We start from the raw sequence: 25,041 nt of genomic DNA, 5'->3' as shown, positions 1-25,041 counted from the left end.
AAAGTTTTAACACTCATTAAGACTATATACATACCCGTTAACCCATTCAGAAAAAGCATCACTATAGCTTTGCAACAGATTAATGCAAATGACTATGATAAGGATGCTACCCATCATTTTATTTTTATGTTTCCTGCTACCGKGCGTTGTCGCGGCACAGGAATCATTTCAAACATCCGTTCATGATGCTGTCAATGGGAAGCCGCTGCCGGGAGCAATCCTGACTCTCCGTACTGCGGGAGATACCACCGTGATCCGTTCCGGCACCACTGATCAGCATGGCAAAGTTTCTTTCGTCCATATCCGGCCAGGTAAATATGATCTGCTCATACACAGTTTAGGTTACCAGGATCAGAAACGCCGTATAAGCGTACCCGGTATATGGCCCGATAGTATTTCGCTCACACCGGGGTTGACACTTAAAGAAGTAACGATTACAGAAGATATCCCACCGGTGCGTATGAAAGGTGATACGGTAGAATATAATGCGGCGAAATTCAAAACCAAAGAGAATGCGGTGGTAGAAGACCTGCTGCGTAAGTTACCCGGTGTGAAAGTGGAGCGTGATGGCTCCATCAAAGCACAGGGAGAGGAAGTACAGCGTATCCTCGTTGATGGTAAAGAGTTTTTTGGAAGCGATCCCACCATTGCTACGCGCAATCTTCCTGCAGATATGATCGATAAGGTACAGGTGCTGGACAAACAGAGTGATATGGCCGAATTCACCGGCGTGGCAGACGGACAGCAGACGAAAACAATCAACCTGGTGACCAAAAAGAACAGGAAGCGTGGCTTCTTCGGCAATGCCAGCGCCGGCGCTGGCACCGATGGTCGATATGAAGGAGGTATCAATGCCAACAGCTTTGCAGGCGATATGCAGTTCTCCGGATTGCTCAAAGGCAATAACGTCAATAAGTCGGGCTTTAGCGCATCAGAGCTGCTGAAACTGGTGATGAAAGATAATGACATGCTGAAGAATCTTCCACCAGCCGCCTTATCAGAACTGGCGCGTATGAAAGGAGTAAAGATTGAGGGCAATGAAGGCGCTATCGCTGAAATAGCGCGCCCGGTCGGACTTACAGACACTAAGTTCGGCGGCCTCAACTTCAATAACGATTGGGATAATTTCAAGTTACGCAGCAGCTATTTCTTCAATAACAATAATACCCACAATAACTATGACTACGCGAGGCAGTATCGTTTGCAGGATACTTCCTACAATTATCTCCAGGCAGGTAATACTGCCGGTGATAATACCAATCAGCGTATAGATATGAGCGGGGATATTAAATTCAATGCACGCACCTCGCTGAAAATATCTCCTCATATAAGCCTCAACAGCAGCAGTAACCGGGAAGACCGTAATTACCACTCTTTCACCGCTGATGGTGTAAAGCTGCTGAATGAAGGCACGCAGCAAACCAACAGTAATAATAAGCAACAATTGGCCACCACCGATATATTCCTGCGTCATCGCCTGAATAAGCCGGGTCGTACACTAGTGCTGAATATAAAGCCGGAGTATTATCATAATAATGGTGAAACATACAACAAGGCTACCGGCAGTTTTTATAATCTGCCCGGAGGGCAAAAACAAGATGTCACAGATCAGCAACGAACAGATAAAGCAGATGTATACAGTGTGAACAGCAACATCGTATATACGGAACCGTTATCGCGTACCCTTAGCTTACAGGCCGGACAAATGCTCTATTACAGCCAGGGGAATTATAACAGGCTGGTGCGCAACCGTGATACAATAGGCCACTATACCGGACCTGATGCGCTGCTCAGTGATGTTTATGATGCCCATACCTGGCAGTATACGGGTAAACTATCGCTGGCAGGAAATCATAAACGCCTGTTATATACTGTTGGGGCAGGATGGCAGCAGTATAACATCCGCGGAAGCTCCGATATGAAAGGCTACCAGGTAAATGGCAACTACCGGGCACTGTTGCCGGAGGCTTATGCAGAATGGAAGCGTAGTAAAACATCGAAGTTCATCCTCCGGTACAATATGGAAGCAATCGCCCCGTCAGTGGAGGATCTTCAGCCATTGGAAGACAACAGCGATCCACTCTATATACGGCAGGGAAATCCATTGCTGCAACAGAAAAAGACCCAGCATCTGCGTCTTTCCTATAACTCTTTTAAACTGAAAGGGGATCATAGCTTTTACGCCAACGCTGATTTCACCTACTACAACAGGGACATAACAGATAGCAGCAGTATTGAAACAGGCAGCGGCAGACAGCGGATCATACCAGTGAATGTTGCTGGTAATTTTAACGGATCGCTCTCCGTGGGTAAAAGCATCGGTATTGGCCACAATGGCTCTTCCTTTACCGCAGGCATCACTACCGGGTATGCCCGCCGCATTACGTTTACAAATGATCTGCCCAACATTAACCGGACATTATCTATTACGCCGGATATGAACTTTAACTATTACCTGGGGGATCATATCAACATATCAGCGCGCGGCAGTGCTGCCTGGAATATGCGCCGGTTCTCGGGTACACCGCTGTTGCCGGAAAAAAACTGGCTGCTGATGTATGGTGTGGAGTCCATCGTAACGCTGCCGTGGAATACTTCACTGGAAGCCGGAACAGACGGTTTCAGTTCATTGGGGATGGCCTCCGGGTACAACAATACCATTCTATTGCTGAATGCGGCTGTAGTTAAAGGAATCGGTAAAGCATTCTCCCTGCGTGCAGAAGCCCGCGATTTGCTCAACCGTAATACCAGCATCAACCGCATTAACGGTAACGGATATATAGAAGACCGGAAGAATAATGCATTGGGAAGATATTTTCTGCTCAGTGCGGTATACAAATTCAGACATTTTCCAAAATCACAACATAAATAAAGTATATGAAAAAGATGATGTTACTGCTGGCTGTTGCCGGCATCACCAGTGCTACCTGCATGGCGCAGGATAAAAGTCAGGGTAAAATTGACTATGAAGTAACGCTGAACCTTCACGCAGCAATGAAACCCGATCAGCTACAGTATAAGGACATGGTGCCGGAGAAGGTAGTGAATAAAGAAGTCCTGTATTTTAACGGCAGCAAAACACGTTTATCCCGTAAAGATCCCGATGACATAACCTCTGATGAGGGCGCAAAAGTAAAGATCGTGACTAATGAAGGACAGGTAGCTGTTTACACTGATGGAACTACGGGTCAGTCCTGGTCGCTGATGGAAGAAGACGGCAAGAAGACACTGGTATTATCTGACAAAGGAAAAGGAGAGAAGAAGGGAAATAAACCGGGTACAAGGACAAAAGAAATACTCGGGTTTACTTGCAGGGAACTGATGATAAAAAGTAAGGATGATGAGCCGATGACATTGTGGATAACAGATTCACTCCCCGTCAGCGCAGGTCCGATGGGGATTTCAGCAGACAAGGGGCTTGTGCTGGGCGTAGACAGTAAAAAGGTCAGTATCATTGCCACTGCTATTAACTATTCCCCGGTTAGCATAAGTGACGTAAGCATACCAGCTGATGTTTCGGTAAAGAATGAAGGAAAATAGCCCAAGCTATTTCCATAAAAAAGGGAGCCTGCTTCGTGCAGGCTTTTTTGGCAGCTATTAATCCTTCTCTGTTATTAATGATTATTTAATATGCGCATAATTTTGATCATTTAATTTTGTTGCTGTCGAATTCGGTACAGTAATGCTCCCAGGAATAAAAGAATTATCAGATAAACACCTGCTAAAACAATGTGAGAAAGGCGATGATATTGCCTTTAACGAGTTGTTTCGCCGCTATTTTAATAAACTGTATCAATATACACTCCCCTTTACAAAGGATAGCCTGGTGGCAGAGGAACTGGTGATGGATGTGATGCTTAACCTATGGCTTAAAAAAGGGAATATTACGGTAGAGGACAGCCTGAACCCTTATCTTTTCCGTGCGATGAAAAATACGCTCATCAACTACTGGCGGAAAAAGATCATTCAGACTACCTCACTGAATATCTCCGAAGAGGTGGATGTTGCCGACTCCCGATCGGCGGATCATACTATCTTAACCAGTGAACTTGATAACTTGTATAGCCAGCATCTGGAGGCGCTCAGCCCCCAGCGTAAAAAAGTATTCGAGTTGAGTCGTCATGAAAACCTTACTTATCCGGAAATTGCCAGCCGGTTGAATCTCTCTGTCAGAACGGTTGAACACCACATGAGTGCCTCGCTGGTTTTCCTACGGAAAAAGCTGAAACCTCTTTCAGATTCGGCGATCATTATTATTATCCTGCTCTATTAATGTCTGTAAGCAATGCCGTCAGGCTCACAAATTTTTTTTAAGATGCATTAGGGGTACCGCTACTTTTTTGTGTTTTATAGAGTATAAGCACAAAAATGGAAAAGCCGGTAGATAAAATACTGATCAAAAAATTCATTCTTAATAACTGTACGCCGGAAGAGATAGCCCGTATCAGCAAATTCCTGGAGCAGCCAGGGGCTGACCGGATCTTTGAGGAGATCCTGAACGAGCAATGGGAGGACGGTAGCAGCGATGTACCGGTGGATGAAACGCAGATGAAGGATTGGGAAGATAAGTTTCGCCGGAAGGTGGCACAAATCAATCCGCCGTCTCAAAAAAGATTTAAACTTTCTACATATCTGAAGTATGCTGCCATGTTAGCTATTCTTATCATGGTGGCTGGTCTGGGCAGGCATCTTATGCGCAAAGGTAAAGGTGACCATCCTGCAGTTATGGCGATGCTTAATAGCAGCACTGCTGCAGGGAAATTGCTGAAGATCCAGTTATCTGATAGCACCATCGTATACTTAAATGCATCAAGTAGTCTGCAATACCCTGAAACATTTACAGGAGATGATAGAACAGTGATTCTCCGGGGGGAGGCTTTTTTTGAAGTAAAACGTGACGGCCGGCATCCCTTTTTTGTTAACACAGATAAGCTTCGGGTACAGGTACTGGGTACCTCTTTTAACATCAGGTCATACCACGATGATGAGGATATTGCCGTAACCGTTGCTACGGGAAAAGTAGGAGTGACTCTTCCTGATCTCCCCAATGCCCCTGCCAGCATTTTATTGCCAGGCAATGAGTTAACCTATACCCGGCATTCATCGGCCCTGAAAATAGCCACCGTAAATGCCGCTGATAGTAAGGCCTGGGAAAGAGGCACCTTTATATTCAACTACGAAACCCTGGCAAATATTACCAAACGCCTTTCCAGGTGGTACGATGTAAAGTTTGTATGTACCAACCACACATTGCTGCAAAAGCGTTTTAAGCTGAAGTTGAAGAACGAAAATCTCAAAAATGTAATGGACGCCCTCAGCACAGCCGGCGATGGATTTGAATATCAGTTCAAAGAAAAACAAGTCATAATTAAATAAGTCCGAAACCTAAAACAACCAGTATGATGACCAGGTAAGTAATTGCCATCAACAAAGGAAGAGAAGATCGAAAAGAAAAAGAAGCGGAGGGTTCGAGGCCTCCACTTCCATGTAGCTTTTCAGATCTATTGTCAATTCGTGTAACAAATACCTAAAAGCATGTACAATTCTACGAAAAAAAAGAATGTAATTAAACACCTATGTGCAATGACCAGGTTTGCCTTTAATGTACTCGTTATTATTTTAACGATGGCAGGTACAGGTTTCGCTGAAGTGGTAAAATCTCAGGACATAAATGATGTCAGGGTGTCCGTCACTTTTAAAGGTGCGGCCCTGGATCAGATCCTGGATGCCCTGGAACAGCAGTCCGGCTTTACTTTCGCCTATCCAAGGGAGATCGGAAAATTAGGCCCGGTCAGCATCAGCGTAAATAATGAAACGCTTGCAGCTACACTTCAAACGCTGGCATCCCATCATCGCCTGGTTTTTAAACCAGTGGGTAACCTGGTATCGGTTAGTCAGCAGCCCAAGCCTGGCCGGCTACAGGGAAGAATAGTTGATGAAAAGAATGAACCGCTGCCAGGAGCCACTATCAGGGTATTACAAACAGGCCAGGTAATGCCGGGTGGTGCGGATGGCGCTTACCAGTTTACCCTGCCGCCAGGTACTTACACTGTTGAAGTAAGTTATATTTCCTTCCGGACAAAGCGTATTACAGAGATAGCCATTACCGGAGATCGTGCTACCAGGCTCGATGTGGTATTGACTCCATCTACCAGCACCCTGAGCCAGGTGGTGATTACCTCAAAATACAAAACGGAAAGTACCGCAGCGTTATATGTTCGCCAGAAGAATGAAGCAGGTATCACCAACGGTATGAGCCGCGAACAAATTGATGCTCTCCCGGATAAAAACATCGGGGAAACACTGAAGAGAATTTCAGGGATCTCTACAAATGACAACAAAACAGTGGTAGTGCGGGGCATTGCTGAACGTTATAACCTGGCCATGATGGATGGCGCCATACTCCCCAGTACAGATGTACAGGTACGTGACTTTGAATTTGATATTGTACCCAGTAACCTKATCGACAACGTAGTTGTTTCCAAAACCGCCACTCCTGATATGAGCTTTGGTTTCGGTGGAGGATTGGTACAGATCAACACCCTCGCTATTCCGGATAACAATTTCACTACGTTAAGTTTCGGTAGCAAATATATCGAAGGCAGCACCGGCAGGGATTTCCTCGGATATGGCCGCGGTAAGAACGACTATTTGGGTTTTGATGATGGCAGCAGGGAGCATTTTCCCAAAAAACTGATGATTTTTACGAATGACAACTACCAACCCACAGATCCCTATGCTACACCTGCGGCAGGTATAAAGCCCATCACACCGGCCATGATCGCCGAACAAAATAAAAAAATAGGGGGACTGGAGCGCATGGGGACGCGGACTTACAAAACGATGCCCGGCCAAAACTACCAGTTCAGCCTTGGCCGGAGTTATGACCTGAAAAATAGTCGTATCGGTTTTGTAGGTTCATTGAGCTACCGTAATGAACAATCCATTGATGATATCCCCTTCTTCGGGCGTGGTAACTGGGAGAAGCCAGGAAGGCCTGGTTACGATGTAGCCACCGGACAACCAGTGGAGCCGACTTTCGCTAACCAGTACAATTTTAATACAAGCTGGGGGGCCTTGTTCAACTTAGGATGGACCAGGAAAAATCATAAAATTACAGTAAGGAATTTTTATTCCCGGATGTTCAATAACCAATTTTCGCGCATAGTAGGTTTTGCTAATGACATCGGTTACGAAGGTTTGCCAGGTATCCGGGAATACGATCGCCCTAAATTTATTGACTTGCTGCAAAATCGCATCAATGGCGAGCATACTTTTGGTGCTTTTCGTTTAGACTGGAACGTATCCCGCAATAAGCTGACTAACCTGGAGAAAGATGCCATTGAGGCATGGCTGGCTCCCGTAAATACCCTTAATGGCAAGGTTTACAATGTAATGCCCAACGCGATTACAAACCCAGGAAGCGGTACTTTCAACCGGGGACAATACAAGTATGAAGAAACAAACAGCATAGCGGAAGGAGCATTAAGTTATCACTTCAAAGCATTGAAACAAAAGCAGACGATAAAAGCAGGTTATCAATACATGGAACGCCATGGCATTTACGACTGGACGATATTGCCAATTGGTACTGTACAGACCGCCGGCAATATATACGGTTATGTGCCGGTGCAGGAATGGCAGCAATTTATGGCGTTCAATGACCCTTTGAAAGACCTGTTATACTTTCCTGCCGCCTTCTCTCAAAATTCATATGAGGGAAGAAATATCAACCAGGGAACCTATGTTATGATGGATAATCGCTTCAACAGCTGGCTGCGTTTAGTATGGGGAATACGCGCGGAATATTATAAATATGAAAGATTGGAAAACTCGGCAAACGACTATCTGATCAGTAAACTGATAGAGCAGGAAGAGAAGAAGAAGTTTGTAGATCCGGCAACAGGAAAAATAGTAACGCCTTTTGCAGATCCGGCAACAGAAGAAAAAACCTGGCGTTATCTCCCCTCCGCCAACTTAACGGTAACACCCTTCAGTGATTTTAATATCCGGGCGGCTTATTCCCAATCGGTAGTAAGACCTGCATTAATTGAAAACTCGCGTATGATCCGTTATGATCCTGCCATCGGCGCTTACCGCCGTAATGAGGGCGTATTATCCACCACCATTGATCACTATGATTTGAGGGTAGAGTGGTATCCCAAACCGGGTGAAGTGATTTCCGTTAGTGCTTTCCACAAATATTTCGATAAACCGGTGGAATTGTATCGTTCTCAAATAGATGCCAGCCAGCGCATATACGTGACCACCCAGAATTCTGAATGGGCGAAGGTGAGCGGATTGGAATTTGATATGCGCAAAAGCCTCGGATTTATAAAACCCGACTGGAAATTGCTGAACAATATATTCGTGAGTAGCAACCTGACCCTACAGCGTTCGGAGGTACAGGCCAGTTCGTTCGTTGGAAAGGGTATGAGTGAAGATAAATACGGCAATACCTATGAATATCGCACGAAGACATTGCAGAAAGAAAAAAGACCATTATACGGTCAGGTGCCAGTACTCTATAATGCGGGGCTGCAATATAGCGGCAATCGTTTAGGGGTGAATATTGCGTTCAACCATATGGGGTACAAAACCTTCTCCACCGGTATGGCGCCGGATATCGTAGAGTACGAACGTCCGCGCAGCCAAATGGATGCTCAACTGAGCTACCAATTTTTAAAGAAGAAAAATTTAGCGGTGAAAATGAATATTTCCAACCTGCTCAATAATCCTTACAGGTTTTATATCAATAGCAGCGATACATATAAACTATTGGATAAATGGAAAGGGATGGATATTTCAGCGATCCCGGCAACCGAATGGAGTGAAATCTACGAATGGAAATATGGTTTTTCCCAGAAGTATGAAAACGGGTATTATGAAACATCGGAAGACGGAAAGACGAAAAGAAGGGTAGGGGATAAAGACACTTTTATCCGTAAAACAGGTACTTCTTTCAGCCTGTCAGCATCCTATTCTTTCTAAATCTTACAAAAAAAATGATACAAATGAAGATTTTATATACAATCTACGCCCTGGTGGCAGGCATGCTGGTACTGTCTTCCTGTAGTAAAAATGATGATTTCTATTATAAAGAAAATGTGGTCACTGTTAAACTAAAGGGCTATAATGGCAGCGATGAATACCTGGATGTAAAACTGGATACATTCAAGTTTGTGTATTATCCAAATTCATCCGTCAATGAAACCTTGCCCTATTCATTTATGGGCAACCAGGAAAGTGTGAAGCTGCGTATCACTGAACAGGGTACAGGAAAACTGGTGTTGGAAAAAATATTGAAAAGAAATGATGGCCTTGTCAAAATAGGCTTTTTATACCTGGACGAAAAAACAGCGGATCTGCCACAGGTACCTGCTATAGAAGAAGGAAAGATTAAGATAAGGTATATTTTCCGCCCAATCCAGACCAACTACAGTGAGCCGGTGGACATTGCATTGGTGAAGTATTATTTCACGCCAAAAGTGTCTGAGGAAATAGGGAGAATTAAAAATGTAAAGCCTAATGAGCTCAGTGAGCCTATATCTATTTCCACTTTTTCCACTTCCGGACAGCTATATAACGGGCAGAAAACACCGGTGCTTTTCAGAGCTTATATCTACAAAGCCGGTACTAATGAGTTTTATACAGATGGAACAGATTATAGCTGGAATACCATCTCGTCAGCTGTTCCGCTGCCATCGCCATCGACCACATCTGCCAGGGTGTATATCTTTAGTGAGGAAGCTTCAGATAATATTATGGGATTCACTAAAAACCTGGAATTGTAAAAGCAACAGATCATGATGTCAATAATAAATTATCGAAAATTACCAGTCCTGCTGATAGGCGTGTTGTTAGCATTTACCGCATGTAATAAAGAGGCGCTGGTCGCTGAAAAAGCCACACATATCATCATTGCCGGATACAATGGAAGTAGTGAGCAACTGGAGATTAGTATAGATACCACAAGATATGATGCCACCAGATTCAATGGAAATTATATCCTGAAGCCCGTGTCATTATTCGAATTTAGGGCGGTGTATACATACAGGCCGGGAGCTGTTCCGCCCGTATTACGCATTAAAAATCCGGTGAATGACAGCGTTTGGTATAGCGATCCCTTACCTGTTTCAGGTACGAAAGCCTTTTTTAATTTCATTTACGTGGATGGAAAGATACAAGCGCTGCATCCACCCGAAGCAAATGAGACCACCAACAAGCTGGGATTTTACGTACAGCACACAGAAAGTGAAGCGCCTTTTGATATTTTTTTGTACAGGCTGGATGCCAACACCGGTATGGAATACCGCTACTATCTGGCAAAGAATGTACACCCGGGAGCCTGGACCTACATTGATTATTTGCCAGCGAAGGACTTTGACAATAAGAATGATCTGAGTAAATCGAGCCTTTATTTTACCAAAGCAGGTACCATCGATCAATGGGCTTTCCTGGATGACGAAACGCAGAGCAAAATAGATGCACAAGGCTTGTTTTTCCCTTTGCCTGGTGACAAGGGCTTCGTACAACCCTATTTTATTGTCCCCGGTGGATGGAGACTGGGATATTCACGGTTGTTTTTTTACCCGGACAGAGTACGGTAAGAATAATATTTAAGTGCACTCATTGCCCTGCTTTTCCGGGCGGGGTAATGAGCTGCTGAATAGCTCAATGTCCAGATAGATTCCCGTGTTATCGGCACATCTTTCCAGCATGTCTACTTTTCATAAATCGCTATCCGGTAGGGAGCTAGTTTTGTGTAACAAACATTTTTTATGAAAGCAGCTACAGAACGTAAGATCATCCGCTGGTTACACATTATACTCAGCATTCCCATCCTGGGATATATCTATGGGCCGGTAGCGGACAACCCACCTGCTGCCAACGCAGTACGTTGGGTGTTTTTGCCGGTAGTGGTATTAAGTGGTCTTTGGATGTGGAAGAGACATTTGCTAAAGAAGAAGTTAAACAGACACAGATAGCCGTTACCACTTTAGCCCCCACTTATGCAAATCATCAATTATCTGCAATAACTCCATACCCTTTATGGTTGGGGTATATACAATCTTCATGGGTGCTTTTTCTTCTAATATGGTTTTGTGTATCAACTGGTCTGTGACCAGCTCTGAAAGGCGCTTACCCAATATTTGATCTGATAGGGAAGGAAAAGCATTTTTGAGAAGACTAAACTGACGTGTGCCTCTGGCGATGCTATGCAAGATCGGCATTTTCCATCTTGTACTGATGTTTCGCAGCACCTCATTCACTTCACATTTACAGCTTAATACCACCAGGTTGTTGGCATTGGATGTTCCCGCTTTTAGTTTACTCGACATAATGAATAAGAATTGATACTCACTTTAGGGTGAGTTATTGAATGACCAAATGTGCAAGGCGACATTTGCATTCACAAAAATAAAACATTATGAAACTAAAATTAAGTAACGCATTGTCATTTTACTTCCTGCTAATTTTATCACTTTTTGTTTTCCAGGTAAATGCCCAGCCGGTGATAAAGCCGCCGGTTTTTGTGTTGGTACACGGTGCATTTCACGGAGGCTGGTGCTGGCAAAAAGTGAGTACACAACTGCGCGCAAAAGGGGATATCGTTTATACGCCAACGTTGAGCGGTCTGGGAGAACATAAAAACATGTTGAATAGCCATGTTGATCTGAATACTCATATTGCTGATATTGTTAATTTGATTGTGTCGGAAGACCTGTATAATGTCGTCCTGGTGGGTCATAGTTACGCGGGTGGCGTTATTGCAGGTGTTGCAGACCGTATTCCGGAAAGATTGTCAAAACTGGTGTTTCTTGATGCCATGCTGATGAAAAATGGGCAAAGCGCACTCGACGTGAGCCCGGAGGATATCCGCAAGCGCTTTATTAAATCCGCTAACCAATTTGACAAAGGGTTAAGTCTTCCGTTTTTATCAGCTGAGTTCTTTGGCATCACCAATGCTCATGATGTTAAATGGGTGAATGAACGTTTAACAAATCAGCCTTTTAGAACTTTTAGGCAGCCACTGGTACTAAAACATCCGTACGGTAATCACCTGCCTCTTACTTACATTGCCTGTACAAATCCGGAACTCCGTGCCATCCGGCCATTTGCAGACGAAACAAAGACCAGCAAGGGCTGGAAGTACCTCGAGCTGAAAACAGGGCACGATGCCATGATGACCATGCCGGTTGAACTTGCCCAAATGCTGGAGTCGTTAAAATGAGCTACATCAGGGCCTCAGCAGTACCAAAGCTGGGGTGGTTACGGTAAGATCCGATTTGCACCGGGTAATTTCAAAATGTAACAATTAGGTAATAATATGCGTGCAATTTACAGGTATGCGAAAGCAATTAGTATTTGCATTATATTTATACCTCTTTTGAAAGTCATGCATAAAAACTCAAGAAGTGCAAACCATCAAGGAAACAACCCACAACACCCTGTTATTTGATCGTGACTATTGGAATAGTCAGCTCCCAGTGCTAAGCAGCGAATACCAGGGAGCCAGCCCTTATCCGCATATTGTATTAGAAAACTTCCTGAACCCCGATGTATTGGACAAGTGTGTCCAGGAGTTTGATAAATTGAATGAGGCGGATGGCTGGATTAATTATGTTCATTATAATGAAAACAAGGCAGGGCTGAATAAGCTTGATCTCTTGCCGGCGTCCATTAAACGGACCATTAATGAACTCAATTCTCCGGAATTCCTTGAATTCCTCAGTACCCTGACCGGAATAAAAGGTCTTATGAAAGATGACCTCCTCGAAGGGGGCGGCATACATCAGTCCAAAAGGGGTGGCTATCTTAATATCCATGCCGATTTCACAGTACACCCGCACCATCGTCGCTGGCAGCGGCGGGTAAATGTGCTCGTATACCTGAACAAAGACTGGGAGGAAGAATGGGGAGGCAAACTGGAACTTTGGGATACAAAAATGGAAGCTTGCGAAAAGAAAGTGCTGCCTGTTTTTAATCGCTGTGTTATTTTTAATACAGATGCTGATTCCTTCCATGGACACCCGGAACCAACTACCTGCCCTGAGGACCGGTACAGAAGATCTATCGCTTTGTATTATTATACGGAGGAAGCCCAACCTTTTCGCAGAGCGACTCATTACATGGTACGCCCCGGAGAAGAAAAGAAAAAATTTATGGTGAAACTGGATAATGCGATGGTGGCTGTTTATACAGAGATCAAGGGCATGCTGGGATCAAACGATAAAATTATAAGTAAAGTGCTGCGGTTCTTTTCCCGTAAAAAGTAAAAGAATACCGGTTGAAAATAATAATAGTAAAGGCGTTGGATATATTCCAACGCCTTTACTATTATTTACTTTCGAATAGTCCGGTTACTTGGATGGCACCTCCCTCTTCAAAAACACAAATCCATTTTTACGATATAGCTCTTTCAAAGAAGCATGCGCTTTATATTGATCTACCCTATCAATTTTTGTTACAAAATAAGCAGGTTTATCAATATCTCCTGTCAACAACCAGGCTTCATCATAAGAATTCTGATTCACCGGTTTCTCTTTATGAGTATAAAAGAAAGGTGCATAGCTCCAATAACCTAATGTAGTTACATAACAATCTTCCCCTTGCCTTTGCTCAAAAAACTCAATAGCAGCAGCTTGTGAATACTTTTCTACTTTGGGAACAATGATTGCTGCCGCCAGGAAAATAACAAGGCCCGTTCCAACAAAATAAGTGGTGGCTGCATTGATGAATGCATGCTTTTTCAACTGTCTTATTCCCACTATAATAGTTACCACCATCAGGAGCCCCACTATACCTTCCCAACCGCTCCAGGTTACATCAGCCGCCATATTTGCCTGGGCAAATGTATCGTGAACATAAGGGATCAGTTGCTTGATATTTAATGCGATCAGCGCAACAGCCAGCAATACCAATGCGATGATTCCGCCCAGTATCGTTGTTAATACGCCCACATATTTTTTATAATCCATTTCCTTTCTGTCCCATTTATAAAATGAATAGGCTGCCAGGAAAGTAATCGGGAACCAGGCCAGAGAGGAATAATGAATAATGCGCGATTGTACAATCGTGAATAAAAGCGTTACTACCCAGAACAACAGCAACATCCAAATCTTAAAATCTTTGTCAAACCTACTGCTGTAGCGCGCTTTAAAGAAAGCTGGGATGGCAAAAAGAGAGGCCGGGAAACATCCGATGAGCAGCACTACATAGTGATACCCGAAAAAGCCCGCCTGCCCTGCATCATGGGTAGTAAAGAGGCGATACTGGTACTTTAAAAACTCTGTAATGAACCAGGGCCCGTTCTTGGCCGTTTCATATCCGTACCAGGATAAGGTAACCAAAGAAGCGACCACCAAAAACAAAAGAGCATGCCACCAGTTAAAAAAGAACCGGAACCGGTTATAAATAAAATAACACCCTAACACCATCAGGAAAACCATCAAAGCTACCTGTCCTTTGGTGAGAATGGCAAGTCCCATATAAACACCTGCCCAAACAGCATAGTATACCGGTTTTTTGTCTATACCCTCCTTATCAAATCCATTCTGCTTCCAGTTATACAAAATAAAATAGTACAGTGAGAGGAAAGTAAACAGGTTAAACCATGGATCAATAATACCGGATTTGAAGTACATATTAGGGAAAAGCGATCCTCCGAAAGCAAGCGCCCAGAGGACACCAAACTTTTTATCATACAATCTTGTACCACAAAGAAAAAGAACAATAAGGGTAACGATCCCGCAGAGTGCATTGGGGAAACGTGCTGCAAATTCATTGATCCCAAATATTTTCATGGACAGACTTTGCATCCAGAAGAACATCGGTGGTTTTTCCCAGAAGGGCTTGAAATTGACATAGATCCTGGTATAATCGTCCAGCTTCAACATTTCCCTGGAACATTCCGCAAAATTTATTTCATCCCAATCAAATAAATGCACCCGGCCCAGGAAAGGAATGAAAAAAAGCGCTGCAATCACTGCCAATAATAGGATACTTGATAGTTTAGTTGTACGCATATGCACCGTATGTAAATGGTTGTATTGAACAAATATATGTTCATATACTATCATTTACAAATTATGAAATTCTTTTTAGGCAGATTGGCAAGGATTAGTGATGCATATAATTAGCGCTACCAAATGTACCTTCAATAGACTCGGGCAACAACCCATATTTATTACGCATATCCACCCGGCCCAGCATTTCACCGGTATCTACATCTACCACATCGATTGTTCCGGAGTTTAAGTCCGGAAGGTTTAGCAGGTTATTCTGAATGGCAACAACCGACTTTCCTGATTTCGTTTTAAAGAAGGCCATGTGGTGGGCACCTCTATTGGCGGGCAACGTTTTCAGGAGTTTCATTTGTGGTAGCTGACTGATATCGAATACAAGTACTTTGCCTGGTTGAGCAAATGATACGTATAAACGTTTATCATCTGCTATGTAAAATTCCAGTGCCCAGCCGAGGCCCATAGCAGATCCTTTCAATACACGGTTAAAACTGCTATAGGTATTGCGGCTGGCATCGTAGGATGATATCCATATATCTCCTCCAAGCATGGTATTAGCCAGCGCATAGGGTGGAAAGCCATTTCTCAATAGTAGCACTTCTACGGGGCTGGAAAGGTCTTTGGCGCTATCAGCGACCTGATATGTTTTAATGATCTGATAAGTGTTCATGTCTATCAGGGTACAGGTATTGCCAACACCGGAAGTGAGATCAGGATGAATGGTGCTGGTTACCATGGCGAGTTTTTTATCTTCATAAACAGAGATGCCATGAGGGTACATAATAAATTTATCAGGATGTGCATCAATAGACCCACTGATTGTTTTTACCAATTCATTTGTTTGGGCGTTAAACACACCTACGGTTCCATCGCGTAAACCTCCGTGTCCGCCCATGAACGTAACCCAGTATTCGCCGCTTTTTGTGAAGAAGATATCTTCACCTACTCTATTTCCATGTGTATTGACTGGTGTTACGGTATGAATAATGGGATAACCATCCTTGTCCCATTCCATTTTTAATTCGTAGAGATAGTCTCCTCCTAAAGCGGTGGTGAAGAGGCGTTTTTCATCTCTGTTAAAGTAGAGATGGTGAGGGAGCACGCCAACACCGATTTCTGTTTTAGAAAGTATATTCCCAAAATACGGAGACTCAGGATCCAGTTCCATCGTCAGAACACCATCTTTTCCTGCTCCAAGATGTCGATAGTCTATAAAGAAAAGTGTTTTTTGTTTTAAGGATGGATCCACTGCTTTTTTACAGGAGAGGCATATGGTTATAATGCCCAGGAGTATAATGGTCGTAATACGTGTGGGAGTTTTCATATGTTGGTGGCTTATGGAGTAAATGTATTATTTCTACCACGAATGATCACTGCAGTCTGTTTATTTTGATTGTATACTGATACCATTATTCACTATTGAGTATTAATTTTAACATGGTTAGCACTGCTAAGTAATATTTTTAGTCTTATTTATTCTTATAAAGAGTGAACCATGAAATAGTCATTCCACGATCGTTTATTATTTAACTATTACGTTTAAAAAATGTTTATCGGAAACTATGAAATGAGCTTGTATTCATTGTTGCCAGCGTATGTAATATTCCTGTAATTCAATTTGCATTACTTAAAACTAAAATTAACCCACCATGAGTACCGGCTTGTCTGCCCAGGAATACTGGGATAAAAACTCACATGGCAGAAAGAAATGGGAGTCAGTCATTAATTTCTTCCTTAATCCTGTGAGTAAAAAATTAATTGAAAATCTTCATTTATCTTCTTCTATGAACGTGTTGGATGTTGCAACAGGAACTGGCGAGCCAGGGCTGACTATTGCAGCAATGCAGCCGGATTTGCTGGTAACAGGTACCGATATTTCTGAAAAGATGATAGAGATTGCAAATGAAAACGCAAAGGAGAAAGGGTTGTATAATTATAGGGCCATCAGGTTTGAGGCGTCATTTATGCCATTTCCGGATGATTTTTTTGATGCGATTGTCTGTCGTAACGGTGTCATGTTTTTTCCCCATGTATCTGCTGGCCTGAAGGAAATGCATCGCGTGTTGAAAGTAAACGGTTGGGTTTCGGTATCTACCTGGGGAGCTTTGGAGAAAAATCTCTGGATCAGCAATGTGCTGGACGCGATCACAGAATTGACACATCATAAGTCTTACAACAGGCACAAGCCAGGTATGTTTTATTGCATGCAACCAGGAACGATGACCGATTGGTTTGAAACGGCGAACTTTGAAGATATCACGGAGGAGGAGATAACAGGAGTGGTGGAATTCAGTTCCATGGACGACTACTGGTTATATGTAACTACTGTAAGTGCTGATGTAATGAATGCACTGAAAGGTATTCCTGACAATATGGTGGACATAATCAAGGAAAAAGTACTTGATAAGATTCGCAATCACGTTATTAGTGAGAAGATATATTTTCAGTGGAGTATGCGGGTTACAACCGCAACAAAACATTGAGGCTGAAGCCCCCAATATACAGTTTAAAAAAACTAAGACCATCTTTCGTTACAGCAACCTGGAAAGCTCCACTATTTTGATGAATGTAGCTACAATTTTGACCCTTGAACCGGATTACAGAATTGATTAGATAAATTTCGATTTTAGTAAATAGTTATATGAAAGGTTTAATAAAATGGAAGCTTAACAGTCAGATATTTTCGGTTGTGTTGGGTACCTGGATGCTTTTGGGGTTAAGCATTGAAAAAATCGCTGCTCAAACAATTGTGTATGCTACCGGCCAATGGGATCGCCGTGAATTTGGTAATCACCGGGTTGTCATAGCTGTGAATGATGATGCTCCTGCTGTACAGGTTCATATACCCTGGCGACGACTGGATGATCCCCGGAATAAATCTGTTATCCTGGTAGATGCTTCCAGCGGGAAATTGATACACAATTTTAGTTTCCTGGCCATCAATAAAGAATTTTCAGACTTTATTTTCGAGCCATCTACCGGAAAAGGAAAATATTATCTGTACTATTTACCCTACAGGAATACAGGCAGTTGGTACTTCCCAAATACGGTCTATCCGCCTGCAAAGGAAACGGCAGATTCCCAATGGATCGCAAAGTTTAAAGGCAAAGCATTGACCCAGGCACAGGTACTTCGTTTTGAGTCTGTAACTGAGTTTGATAGTTTCGATCCTATGGAAACTGCCGCCACTGCGAGAGAAGTAGAAGAATTGCTGCTCGTTAACAGGAAGAAAGATTACCTGCTTTTCCCGGAAGACAGGAAGCATCCTATCCGGATGGATGCTGATATTCCATTACGCTGGATACAGCAGAAAGAAGGCGAACCATTTAGCGCTACCGTACTGCGAAACGAATTCTTTGCCTTTCAGTTGGGGATATATACGCCATTCAGCGAATTGCGAAATGTGCGCCTGGTATTTACTGATCTGCGGAGTAATGGAGGAGAAAAGATTTCTCGATCGGCCATCCGTTGTTTCAACCTGGCCGGGGTAGACTGGCTGGGTAAGCCATTTACCAAGCAGATAGATATACAAAAGGGTAAGATTCAACCAATGTGGATCGGCGTAGATGTTTCATCAGCTACCAGGCCGGGAGTTTATGAAGGAGAGATAGAAGTGCTGGCAGAAGGCGTTGACAGGAGAACGCTGAAGATCAGGTTCGATGTACAGGATTCCCTGCTTATGGACCGGGGCTACAATGAATTGTTCAGGATGGCGAGATTAAATTGGCTGGATTCGAAGATCGGGCTGGACGACAGCTTATATAAACCGTATACCCCCGTTCAGCTACAAGGCAATACCATTCGGATTTTGGGACGGGAGCTTCGATTTGACCGCTATGGTTTACCAGACAAAATCACCAGCAATTTCTCCGGCGCCAATGACAGAACAGGAGGACCCGCCAGGGATATTCTCAGCGGCCCAATGCGGTTGGTGGCTTCCCATAATGACAAAGAGCTGATCTGGACGGGAGGAAAACCTGTCATTATGTTGAAAACGGAAGGAGCGGTGAGTTGGAAGACCAACCTGCATAATGGACAAACCCTTCTTGAAATCGCCGCAAAAATGGAATGCGATGGGCATATCGACTACCAGGTAGCGCTAACAGCAGGAGAGGACCTTGCGCTGGATGATATTCAATTACAAATCCCCTACGCATCTCAGGCTGCCACGTATATGATGGGGCTGGGCCGTAAGGGAGGAAAACGCCCTGAACATTGGGATTGGAAATGGGATAAACAACTGGCCAACAATCAGCTTTGGCTTGGCGATGTGAACGCGGGACTTCAATGTAAGCTAAAGCATGAAAACCCGGACTGGTCCTTATACAATTTCAGTCAGACAGGGACCTATAAAGATTGGAGTAATGAGGGGCTTGGCGGATGTACCTTACATGATGAAGTGCAGGACAAAGGCAGGGTATTATTTAAAGCCTTCACAGGAAAGAAAATGCTTCGTAAAGGCCAGACAATACATCTCAATTTCGGCTTACTCATTACGCCCGTTAAACCGCTGGACAACAATCACTGGGATGAACGCTATTTTCAGGCCGACCCACCGATAGATAACTGGAGAAAAGAGGCGATGAATAAAGGTGCAACAGTAATGAATATCCACCAGGGAAACCTGCTGAACCCCTACATCAATTATCCATTCATCGCTACGGATACATTAAAGAGGTACATCAATACAAACAGAAAGTTCGGAATAAGGACCAAGATATATTATACCGTCAGAGAACTGAGTAATTACGCTGCAGAGCTCTGGGCGTTCCGGAGCCTTGGTGATGAAATTTTTACTCCCGGTCTTGGCGCTCAGCTGGCCGACCAGTTCGCCGACGATGGCCTTGGTGGCAACTTATACGCTAAAGGAGGACCCTGGCTGGCAGAACATCTCAGAACGAGTTACGATGCTGCCTGGCATACACCTTTGGAGGGAGGCGAATACGACATGTCTATCCGCACACAAGGGCTTTCGCGTCTTCATAACTATTACCTGGAAGGCCTGGGCTGGTTGGCCAAAAATACCGGGATGAGGGGTATCTACCTGGATGGCGTGGGCTACGACCGGGAAATCATGAAGCGGGTTCGGAAAGTGCTCGACAGGTCTGCCGATAGCTGTTTGATCGACTTTCACTCTGGCAACAATTTTAGTGCTTCCTATGGGATGAATAGTCCCGCCAATCAATACATGGAGCTTTTTCCCTGCATCAACAGTCTTTGGCTGGGGGAAGGATATAATTATGATGAGGGCCCGGATTATTGGTTAACAGAAATGGCTGGTCTGCCCTTTGGACTATATGGTGAGATGCTTAATGGTTGCGGAAATGCGTACAGGGGCATGCTTTATGGGATGACTTCCCGTCTTGGCTGGGTTGGTTGCGACCCTTCAGCCCTGTGGAAACTCTGGGATGAATTTGGCATCCGGCAGTCCAGGATGATCGGATACTGGGACCCTCATATTCCTGTCAAATGCAACCAGGATGATGTTAAACTTACTATCTACCAAAAAGAAGATAAACTATTAATTGTTTATGCCAGCTGGGCAAAGGAAGATCGTCATATCCAATTATCGCCGGATTGGAATGCCCTGAAGATGACACCCACAGCGGTTTCTATTTATGCACCGGCAGTAAACAGTCTCCAGGAAAAACAAGTGTATACCAATCTCAATGACCTCCATGTTCCTGCCGGTAAAGGAGGCTTTATCATCATTGCGAAAAAACAGTAACGCTATTCAAACAACGAATGCACGCTAGTCTCGGGCGACAATAGAGAATGCTGCGTAAGATAACAGGCTTATCTTACGCAAATAAAGCATTGATGTTGGATAAGATTGTACACATACAAAGGGAGCTAATGTAGTAAATTTAGCCGTCTGTCAATGTTTCAGACAACTGCTAAAAATGTAAAATGAAAAAACGATTAGTTCTTATTTTTTGCTGTGCAATAATGTCCCTTTCCTTATCTGTTGCTGCTGAAAAAATCAGAGACGCAAAAAAGATAGTTGCTCTTTTGAGAAAGTCGCGGGCATATTGCGAAGACGCGGCTGAAAACCGTATTGATAACAGCTCTTTGGTGATAACCAGGAGTTGGGATCACCAAATGGTTCGTTCGGCGGTAGTTAACAATGGTACACAAACCATCTATGTCAACAATATCGTGTTATTTGAAATAGATGGGGCTGTACTGGACAGCAGTAGTCAGATTTATGGTGAAGGGTTCCAGATGTTGTCACAAACCGGGGGGAGCTTAGGGCATCCTCAAAACATAGGCGGTTATACAGATGAAGGACACTATAAAGTAATAGGGCCTCATCATATGCCTACTGCATATGGTATGTTTAATTTAACCTTACCTGGTGGTGAATGTTTAATGTTAGCTTTTTCGTCCTGCCAGCGCTTCATGGGGCGTATCAGTTTTTCAGCAAATAAGATAATCGTTTCCGTAGATGTAGAGCACCTAAAATTAGCACCCGGACAGCGGGTTGAACTGGAAGATTTTATGGCACTGGCCGGAACCGATAAGAATTTGCTGTATGATGAATTAACCAAACAGATTGCTTTAAAACATCCACCGATTTTCGGAAAACAAGTGCCTACAGGCTGGTGTTCCTGGTATTGTTATGGCCCTTCCGTTTCTCAAAAAGATATTCGTGAAAACATGCTGGGTTTTGCGGCTAAATTACCGGCTGTGAAATATATTCAGATTGATGATGGCTTTCAGCCATATATGGGAGACTGGCTGGATGAAAATCCGAGATACGGTTCACTGGAAAGTACGCTGGCAGAAATTAGAAATGCCGGTTTTACGCCCGCTATATGGTTGGCTCCTTTTATTGCGGAAAAAAAATCGAAGTTATTCACTGAACATCCTGATTGGTTTGTAAAAGACAGCACAGGGCAGCCGCTTAATTCGGCTACCGTGGGATTTGGCGGCTGGCGTAATGGCCCCTGGTACGTGTTGGACGGGACCAATCCACATGCGCAGGAATATTTAAAGTATGTGGTTAGAACGATGCGTGAAAAATGGGGCGTACAATATTTTAAGCTGGATGCCAACTATTGGGGTGCTATCCACAAAGGGGTTCATTATGATGTCAACGCAACCCGGATCGAAGCTTATCGCGCCGGTATGAAAGCCATCCTGGAAGCCTGTGATAGCAATACCGTTATCCTCGGGTGTAATAACCCTATATGGCCTTCGTTGGGTTTAATAACCGCCTGTCGTACGAGTAATGATGTATCAAGAGACTGGAATTCTTTTCAATCAACCGCCAGGGAAAACCTGATGCGTTCCTGGCAAAACGGGAAATTATGGTATAACGATCCGGATTGTTTAGTATTGGGACCAAATGGTAAATCCGGGACGGAGCTTACGGCAAATGAATTTTTGTTTCATGCAACGGTGGTTCATGCTGTTGGAGGTTTGATGCTGCTGGGTGATAAATACGCCAGCCTCTCGGAAAAACAATTTGATATTATCCGGAAACAGTTACCTCCCGCAGGTAAAAGTGCCCGTTTTACAAATGACAAATTTGAAACAGGCTGTATGGATATGGGTGCGGAACAATATTATTATTTTCTGAACTGGGATGACAGTAAGCCGGTTTCGCTGAAGATAAAATTAAAATCTAAATCGTCATTGGAGAATTATTGGTTGGGCACCGACCTTGGTGTTCATGATGGAACATACCAGGTCAAAGACTTACCCCCACATTCAGCGTTGTTAATAAAAGCAAAAACCATAAATTAATGAATTCTCAATTTGGTAGTATGGAGGTGCGTGTTTGTAAGTATTTAGCAGGACTGTTAATGATGATTGTTGTAGTGAGTGCCAGGGCAGAAGGCGTACATAATGATGAATTATGGTATGTCAAACCTGCCGGGAAATGGGAAGCAGAAGCCTTACCCATTGGTAATGGGAGAATGGGCGCCATGCTTTATGGCGGCGTTAAAACCGATAGGATTCAGTTTAATGAGCAGAGTCTTTGGAGTGGCGATAACAATTGGGACGGAGATTATCAGACAGGGGATCACGGTTTTGGTTCGTATCGTAATTTTGGGGAGTTCGCAATAGATTTTAATCATGGGGATGTTGCCACTGCATATCAACGTTCTTTGAATATTCAGACCGGAGTTCATACCACATCATTTGAAATAGATGGTACCCGTTTCCGGCGCGAAGCTTTTGCGAGTCATCCAGACCAGGTAATTGTTTTCAGGTACACAGCCAGTAAAAAGGGGGCTTTGTCCGGTAAAATTTCCCTGCAATCAGCACAGGGGGCAGTGAGCACTGCGGATGCAAATGGATTGAGTTTTCTGGGCGAAATGCCTAACCACCTGAAATATGGGGCCAGGCTTCATGTCGCTAATGAAGGTGGTAGTGTTTCACTGGAAGGTAATACATGGGTATTTCAAAAATGCAATACGATTATTGTTTACCTGGATGCACGTACCAATTATAAACCTGACTACTATTCCGGTTGGCGTGGAACAGATCCGATGCCGCTGGTTGAGCAGGAAATAGCTGCTGCTCAAAAATCCGGCTATCAAAAATTAATCAGCCGCCATACGAAGGATCTCACACATCTTACAGCCGCCGCCGTTATTGATATAGGGAAAACAACCAATGATTTGCTTGTATTGCCCACAGATATCCGGTTGGGAAAATATGCAGCTGGTGGTGCCGATCCCGACCTGGAAGAAACCATGTTTCAGTATGGTCGTTATCTGTTGGCCAGCTGTTCCCGCGCAGGTGGATTGCCTGCCAATTTGCAGGGTTTGTGGAACAACAGTAATACGCCAGCCTGGGCAAGTGATTATCATAACAACATCAATATCCAGATGAATTACTGGGGAGCTGAATCCACCAATTTATCTGATTGTCAATTGCCATTGATTGACTTCATTAAAGCTTTCCGGGAGCCATGCCGTATCGCCACTCAAAAAGCTTTCGGGAAGAATGTACGCGGCTGGACCGCCCGTACCAGCCAAAGTATTTTTGGTGGTAATGGCTGGGAATGGAATATTCCGGCCAGTGCCTGGTATGGTCAGCATGTGTTTGAGCATTGGGCTTTTACAATGGACAAGGAATATTTACGTACAACGGCGTATCCTGTTTTAAAAGAGATTTGCGGTTTTTGGGAAGATCAGCTTAAGAAAATGCCAAATGGTACGCTGATGGTGCCTAATGGTTGGTCGCCGGAGCATGGCCCCAGGGAAGATGGGGTAATGCATGATCAGCAGCTGGTATGGGATCTTTTTCAAAATTACCTGGAAGCTGCAAAAGCACTGGGTATCGATTCATCATATCAGGCCAAAGTAGCAGATATGCAGGCACATCTTGCACCCAATAAAATCGGGAAATGGGGACAGCTACAGGAATGGCAGGAAGACAGGGACGACCCGGATGATCAGCACCGGCATACTTCACACCTGTTTGCAGTGTATCCCGGTCGTCAGATCAGTATGACACGTAACCCTGACCTGGCAAAAGCTGCTATTATTTCTTTACGCAGCCGTAGTGGAAATTATGGGAAAAATGTAAACACAACTTTTACGGTGGAATCAACTGTTGGCGACAGCMGCCGCTCCTGGACCTGGCCCTGGCGCTGTGCCCTCTGGGCACGCCTGGGTGAAGGTGAAAAGGCAGGTACGATGCTGCGTGGGTTACTTACTTATAATACCTTACCTAATCTCTTTACGAATCATCCGCCTTTTCAGCTGGATGGAAACTTTGGCATCAGCGGTGCCGTGGCAGAAATGTTAATGCAAAGTCATGCCGGTGAAATTCATTTGCTGCCAGGGATACCTTCCGGCTGGGCTGGTAATGGATCTTTTAAAGGTCTGAAAGCTCGTGGAGGATATACGGTAGATTGCACCTGGGAAAACGGAAAAGTGACGAAGTATAAGATCAGCTCAACAGAAGGAAAAAAAGTATGGATTCGTGTAAATGGAGAGCGGAAACTGATAGTAAGCGAAAGAGGATAAAACCATGAATTGCCGGTAAAATTTTA

At 43.9% G+C, this 25,041-nt stretch carries 17 protein-coding genes; 14 read left to right on the top strand and 3 right to left on the bottom strand.

Going from position 1 to position 25,041, the window contains the following annotated elements:
- Positions 1-94: 94 nt before the first annotated feature.
- From AC1DCV_RS05610 to AC1DCV_RS05575, 8 genes are all read left to right on the top strand, one after another.
- Positions 95-2,872, top strand: a complete 2,778-nt coding sequence (locus tag AC1DCV_RS05610) for an outer membrane beta-barrel protein (protein WP_477022253.1) — start codon at positions 95-97, stop codon at positions 2,870-2,872.
- A 5-nt stretch (positions 2,873-2,877) separates the two neighbouring features.
- The gene (locus AC1DCV_RS05605) at positions 2,878-3,540 is read left to right on the top strand and encodes a hypothetical protein (protein WP_477022252.1); all 663 of its coding nucleotides are present in this window, start codon (positions 2,878-2,880) and stop codon (positions 3,538-3,540) included.
- A gap of 142 nt (positions 3,541-3,682) precedes the next feature.
- Positions 3,683-4,273, top strand: coding sequence for an RNA polymerase sigma-70 factor (locus tag AC1DCV_RS05600; RefSeq protein WP_477022251.1), 591 nt, complete (start codon positions 3,683-3,685; stop codon positions 4,271-4,273).
- 95 nt (positions 4,274-4,368) lie between these two features.
- Complete coding sequence (locus AC1DCV_RS05595) at positions 4,369-5,376, top strand: FecR family protein (RefSeq protein WP_477022250.1); 1,008 nt, start codon at positions 4,369-4,371, stop codon at positions 5,374-5,376.
- 207 nt (positions 5,377-5,583) lie between these two features.
- The gene (locus tag AC1DCV_RS05590) at positions 5,584-8,991 is read left to right on the top strand and encodes a TonB-dependent receptor (RefSeq protein WP_477022249.1); all 3,408 of its coding nucleotides are present in this window, start codon (positions 5,584-5,586) and stop codon (positions 8,989-8,991) included.
- Positions 8,992-9,014: 23 nt separating this feature from the next.
- Positions 9,015-9,794 carry a hypothetical protein gene (locus tag AC1DCV_RS05585; RefSeq protein WP_477022248.1) on the top strand — a complete coding sequence of 260 codons (780 nt, stop codon included), beginning with the start codon at positions 9,015-9,017 and terminating at the stop codon, positions 9,792-9,794.
- A 12-nt stretch (positions 9,795-9,806) separates the two neighbouring features.
- Positions 9,807-10,610 (top strand): hypothetical protein, encoded by an 804-nt coding sequence (locus AC1DCV_RS05580; protein ID WP_477022247.1) that lies wholly within the window; start codon positions 9,807-9,809, stop codon positions 10,608-10,610.
- A gap of 171 nt (positions 10,611-10,781) precedes the next feature.
- Positions 10,782-10,988 (top strand): hypothetical protein, encoded by a 207-nt coding sequence (locus tag AC1DCV_RS05575; protein ID WP_477022246.1) that lies wholly within the window; start codon positions 10,782-10,784, stop codon positions 10,986-10,988.
- Positions 10,989-10,991: 3 nt separating this feature from the next.
- Here AC1DCV_RS05575 and AC1DCV_RS05570 read toward each other — a convergent pair whose 3' ends face one another.
- The gene (locus AC1DCV_RS05570) at positions 10,992-11,342 is read right to left on the bottom strand and encodes a winged helix-turn-helix transcriptional regulator (RefSeq protein WP_477022245.1); all 351 of its coding nucleotides are present in this window, start codon (positions 11,340-11,342) and stop codon (positions 10,992-10,994) included.
- Between the two features lie 89 nt (positions 11,343-11,431).
- Here AC1DCV_RS05570 and AC1DCV_RS05565 point away from each other — a divergent pair, with 89 nt between their 5' ends.
- Together AC1DCV_RS05565 and AC1DCV_RS05560 are read left to right on the top strand one after the other, a co-directional pair.
- Positions 11,432-12,235 carry an alpha/beta fold hydrolase gene (locus AC1DCV_RS05565; protein ID WP_477022244.1) on the top strand — a complete coding sequence of 268 codons (804 nt, stop codon included), beginning with the start codon at positions 11,432-11,434 and terminating at the stop codon, positions 12,233-12,235.
- 184 nt (positions 12,236-12,419) lie between these two features.
- Entirely contained in the window at positions 12,420-13,280 is an 861-nt protein-coding gene (locus tag AC1DCV_RS05560; protein WP_441575804.1) for a 2OG-Fe(II) oxygenase, read from the top strand.
- 84 nt (positions 13,281-13,364) lie between these two features.
- Here AC1DCV_RS05560 and AC1DCV_RS05555 read toward each other — a convergent pair whose 3' ends face one another.
- Together AC1DCV_RS05555 and AC1DCV_RS05550 are read right to left on the bottom strand one after the other, a co-directional pair.
- Complete coding sequence (locus tag AC1DCV_RS05555; protein WP_477022243.1) at positions 13,365-15,029, bottom strand: ArnT family glycosyltransferase; 1,665 nt, start codon at positions 15,027-15,029, stop codon at positions 13,365-13,367.
- 94 nt (positions 15,030-15,123) lie between these two features.
- Positions 15,124-16,350 carry a YncE family protein gene (locus tag AC1DCV_RS05550; RefSeq protein WP_477022242.1) on the bottom strand — a complete coding sequence of 409 codons (1,227 nt, stop codon included), beginning with the start codon at positions 16,348-16,350 and terminating at the stop codon, positions 15,124-15,126.
- Between the two features lie 325 nt (positions 16,351-16,675).
- Here AC1DCV_RS05550 and AC1DCV_RS05545 point away from each other — a divergent pair, with 325 nt between their 5' ends.
- The 4 genes from AC1DCV_RS05545 to AC1DCV_RS05530 all read left to right on the top strand — a co-directional run bounded on the left by AC1DCV_RS05545 (position 16,676) and on the right by AC1DCV_RS05530 (position 25,015).
- On the top strand, positions 16,676-17,509 hold the full coding sequence (locus AC1DCV_RS05545) for a class I SAM-dependent methyltransferase (protein ID WP_477022241.1): 834 nt from the start codon (positions 16,676-16,678) through the stop codon (positions 17,507-17,509).
- A 158-nt stretch (positions 17,510-17,667) separates the two neighbouring features.
- On the top strand, positions 17,668-20,754 hold the full coding sequence (locus AC1DCV_RS05540; RefSeq protein ID WP_477022240.1) for a glycoside hydrolase domain-containing protein: 3,087 nt from the start codon (positions 17,668-17,670) through the stop codon (positions 20,752-20,754).
- A 284-nt stretch (positions 20,755-21,038) separates the two neighbouring features.
- Positions 21,039-22,778, top strand: coding sequence for a glycoside hydrolase family 36 protein (locus tag AC1DCV_RS05535; protein ID WP_477022239.1), 1,740 nt, complete (start codon positions 21,039-21,041; stop codon positions 22,776-22,778).
- Positions 22,778-25,015: a glycoside hydrolase family 95 protein gene (locus AC1DCV_RS05530; RefSeq protein WP_477022238.1), complete on the top strand. Its 2,238-nt coding sequence runs from the start codon at positions 22,778-22,780 to the stop codon at positions 25,013-25,015. Before AC1DCV_RS05535 ends, AC1DCV_RS05530 begins: the two co-directional genes overlap by 1 nt.
- Positions 25,016-25,041: the final 26 nt, after the last annotated feature.

The sequence above is a fragment of the Chitinophaga sp. 10T418 genome (assembly GCF_056394125.1).
The sequence above is the reverse complement of the archived record's forward strand: the minus strand, read 5'-3'. Positions and strand labels throughout refer to the sequence as shown.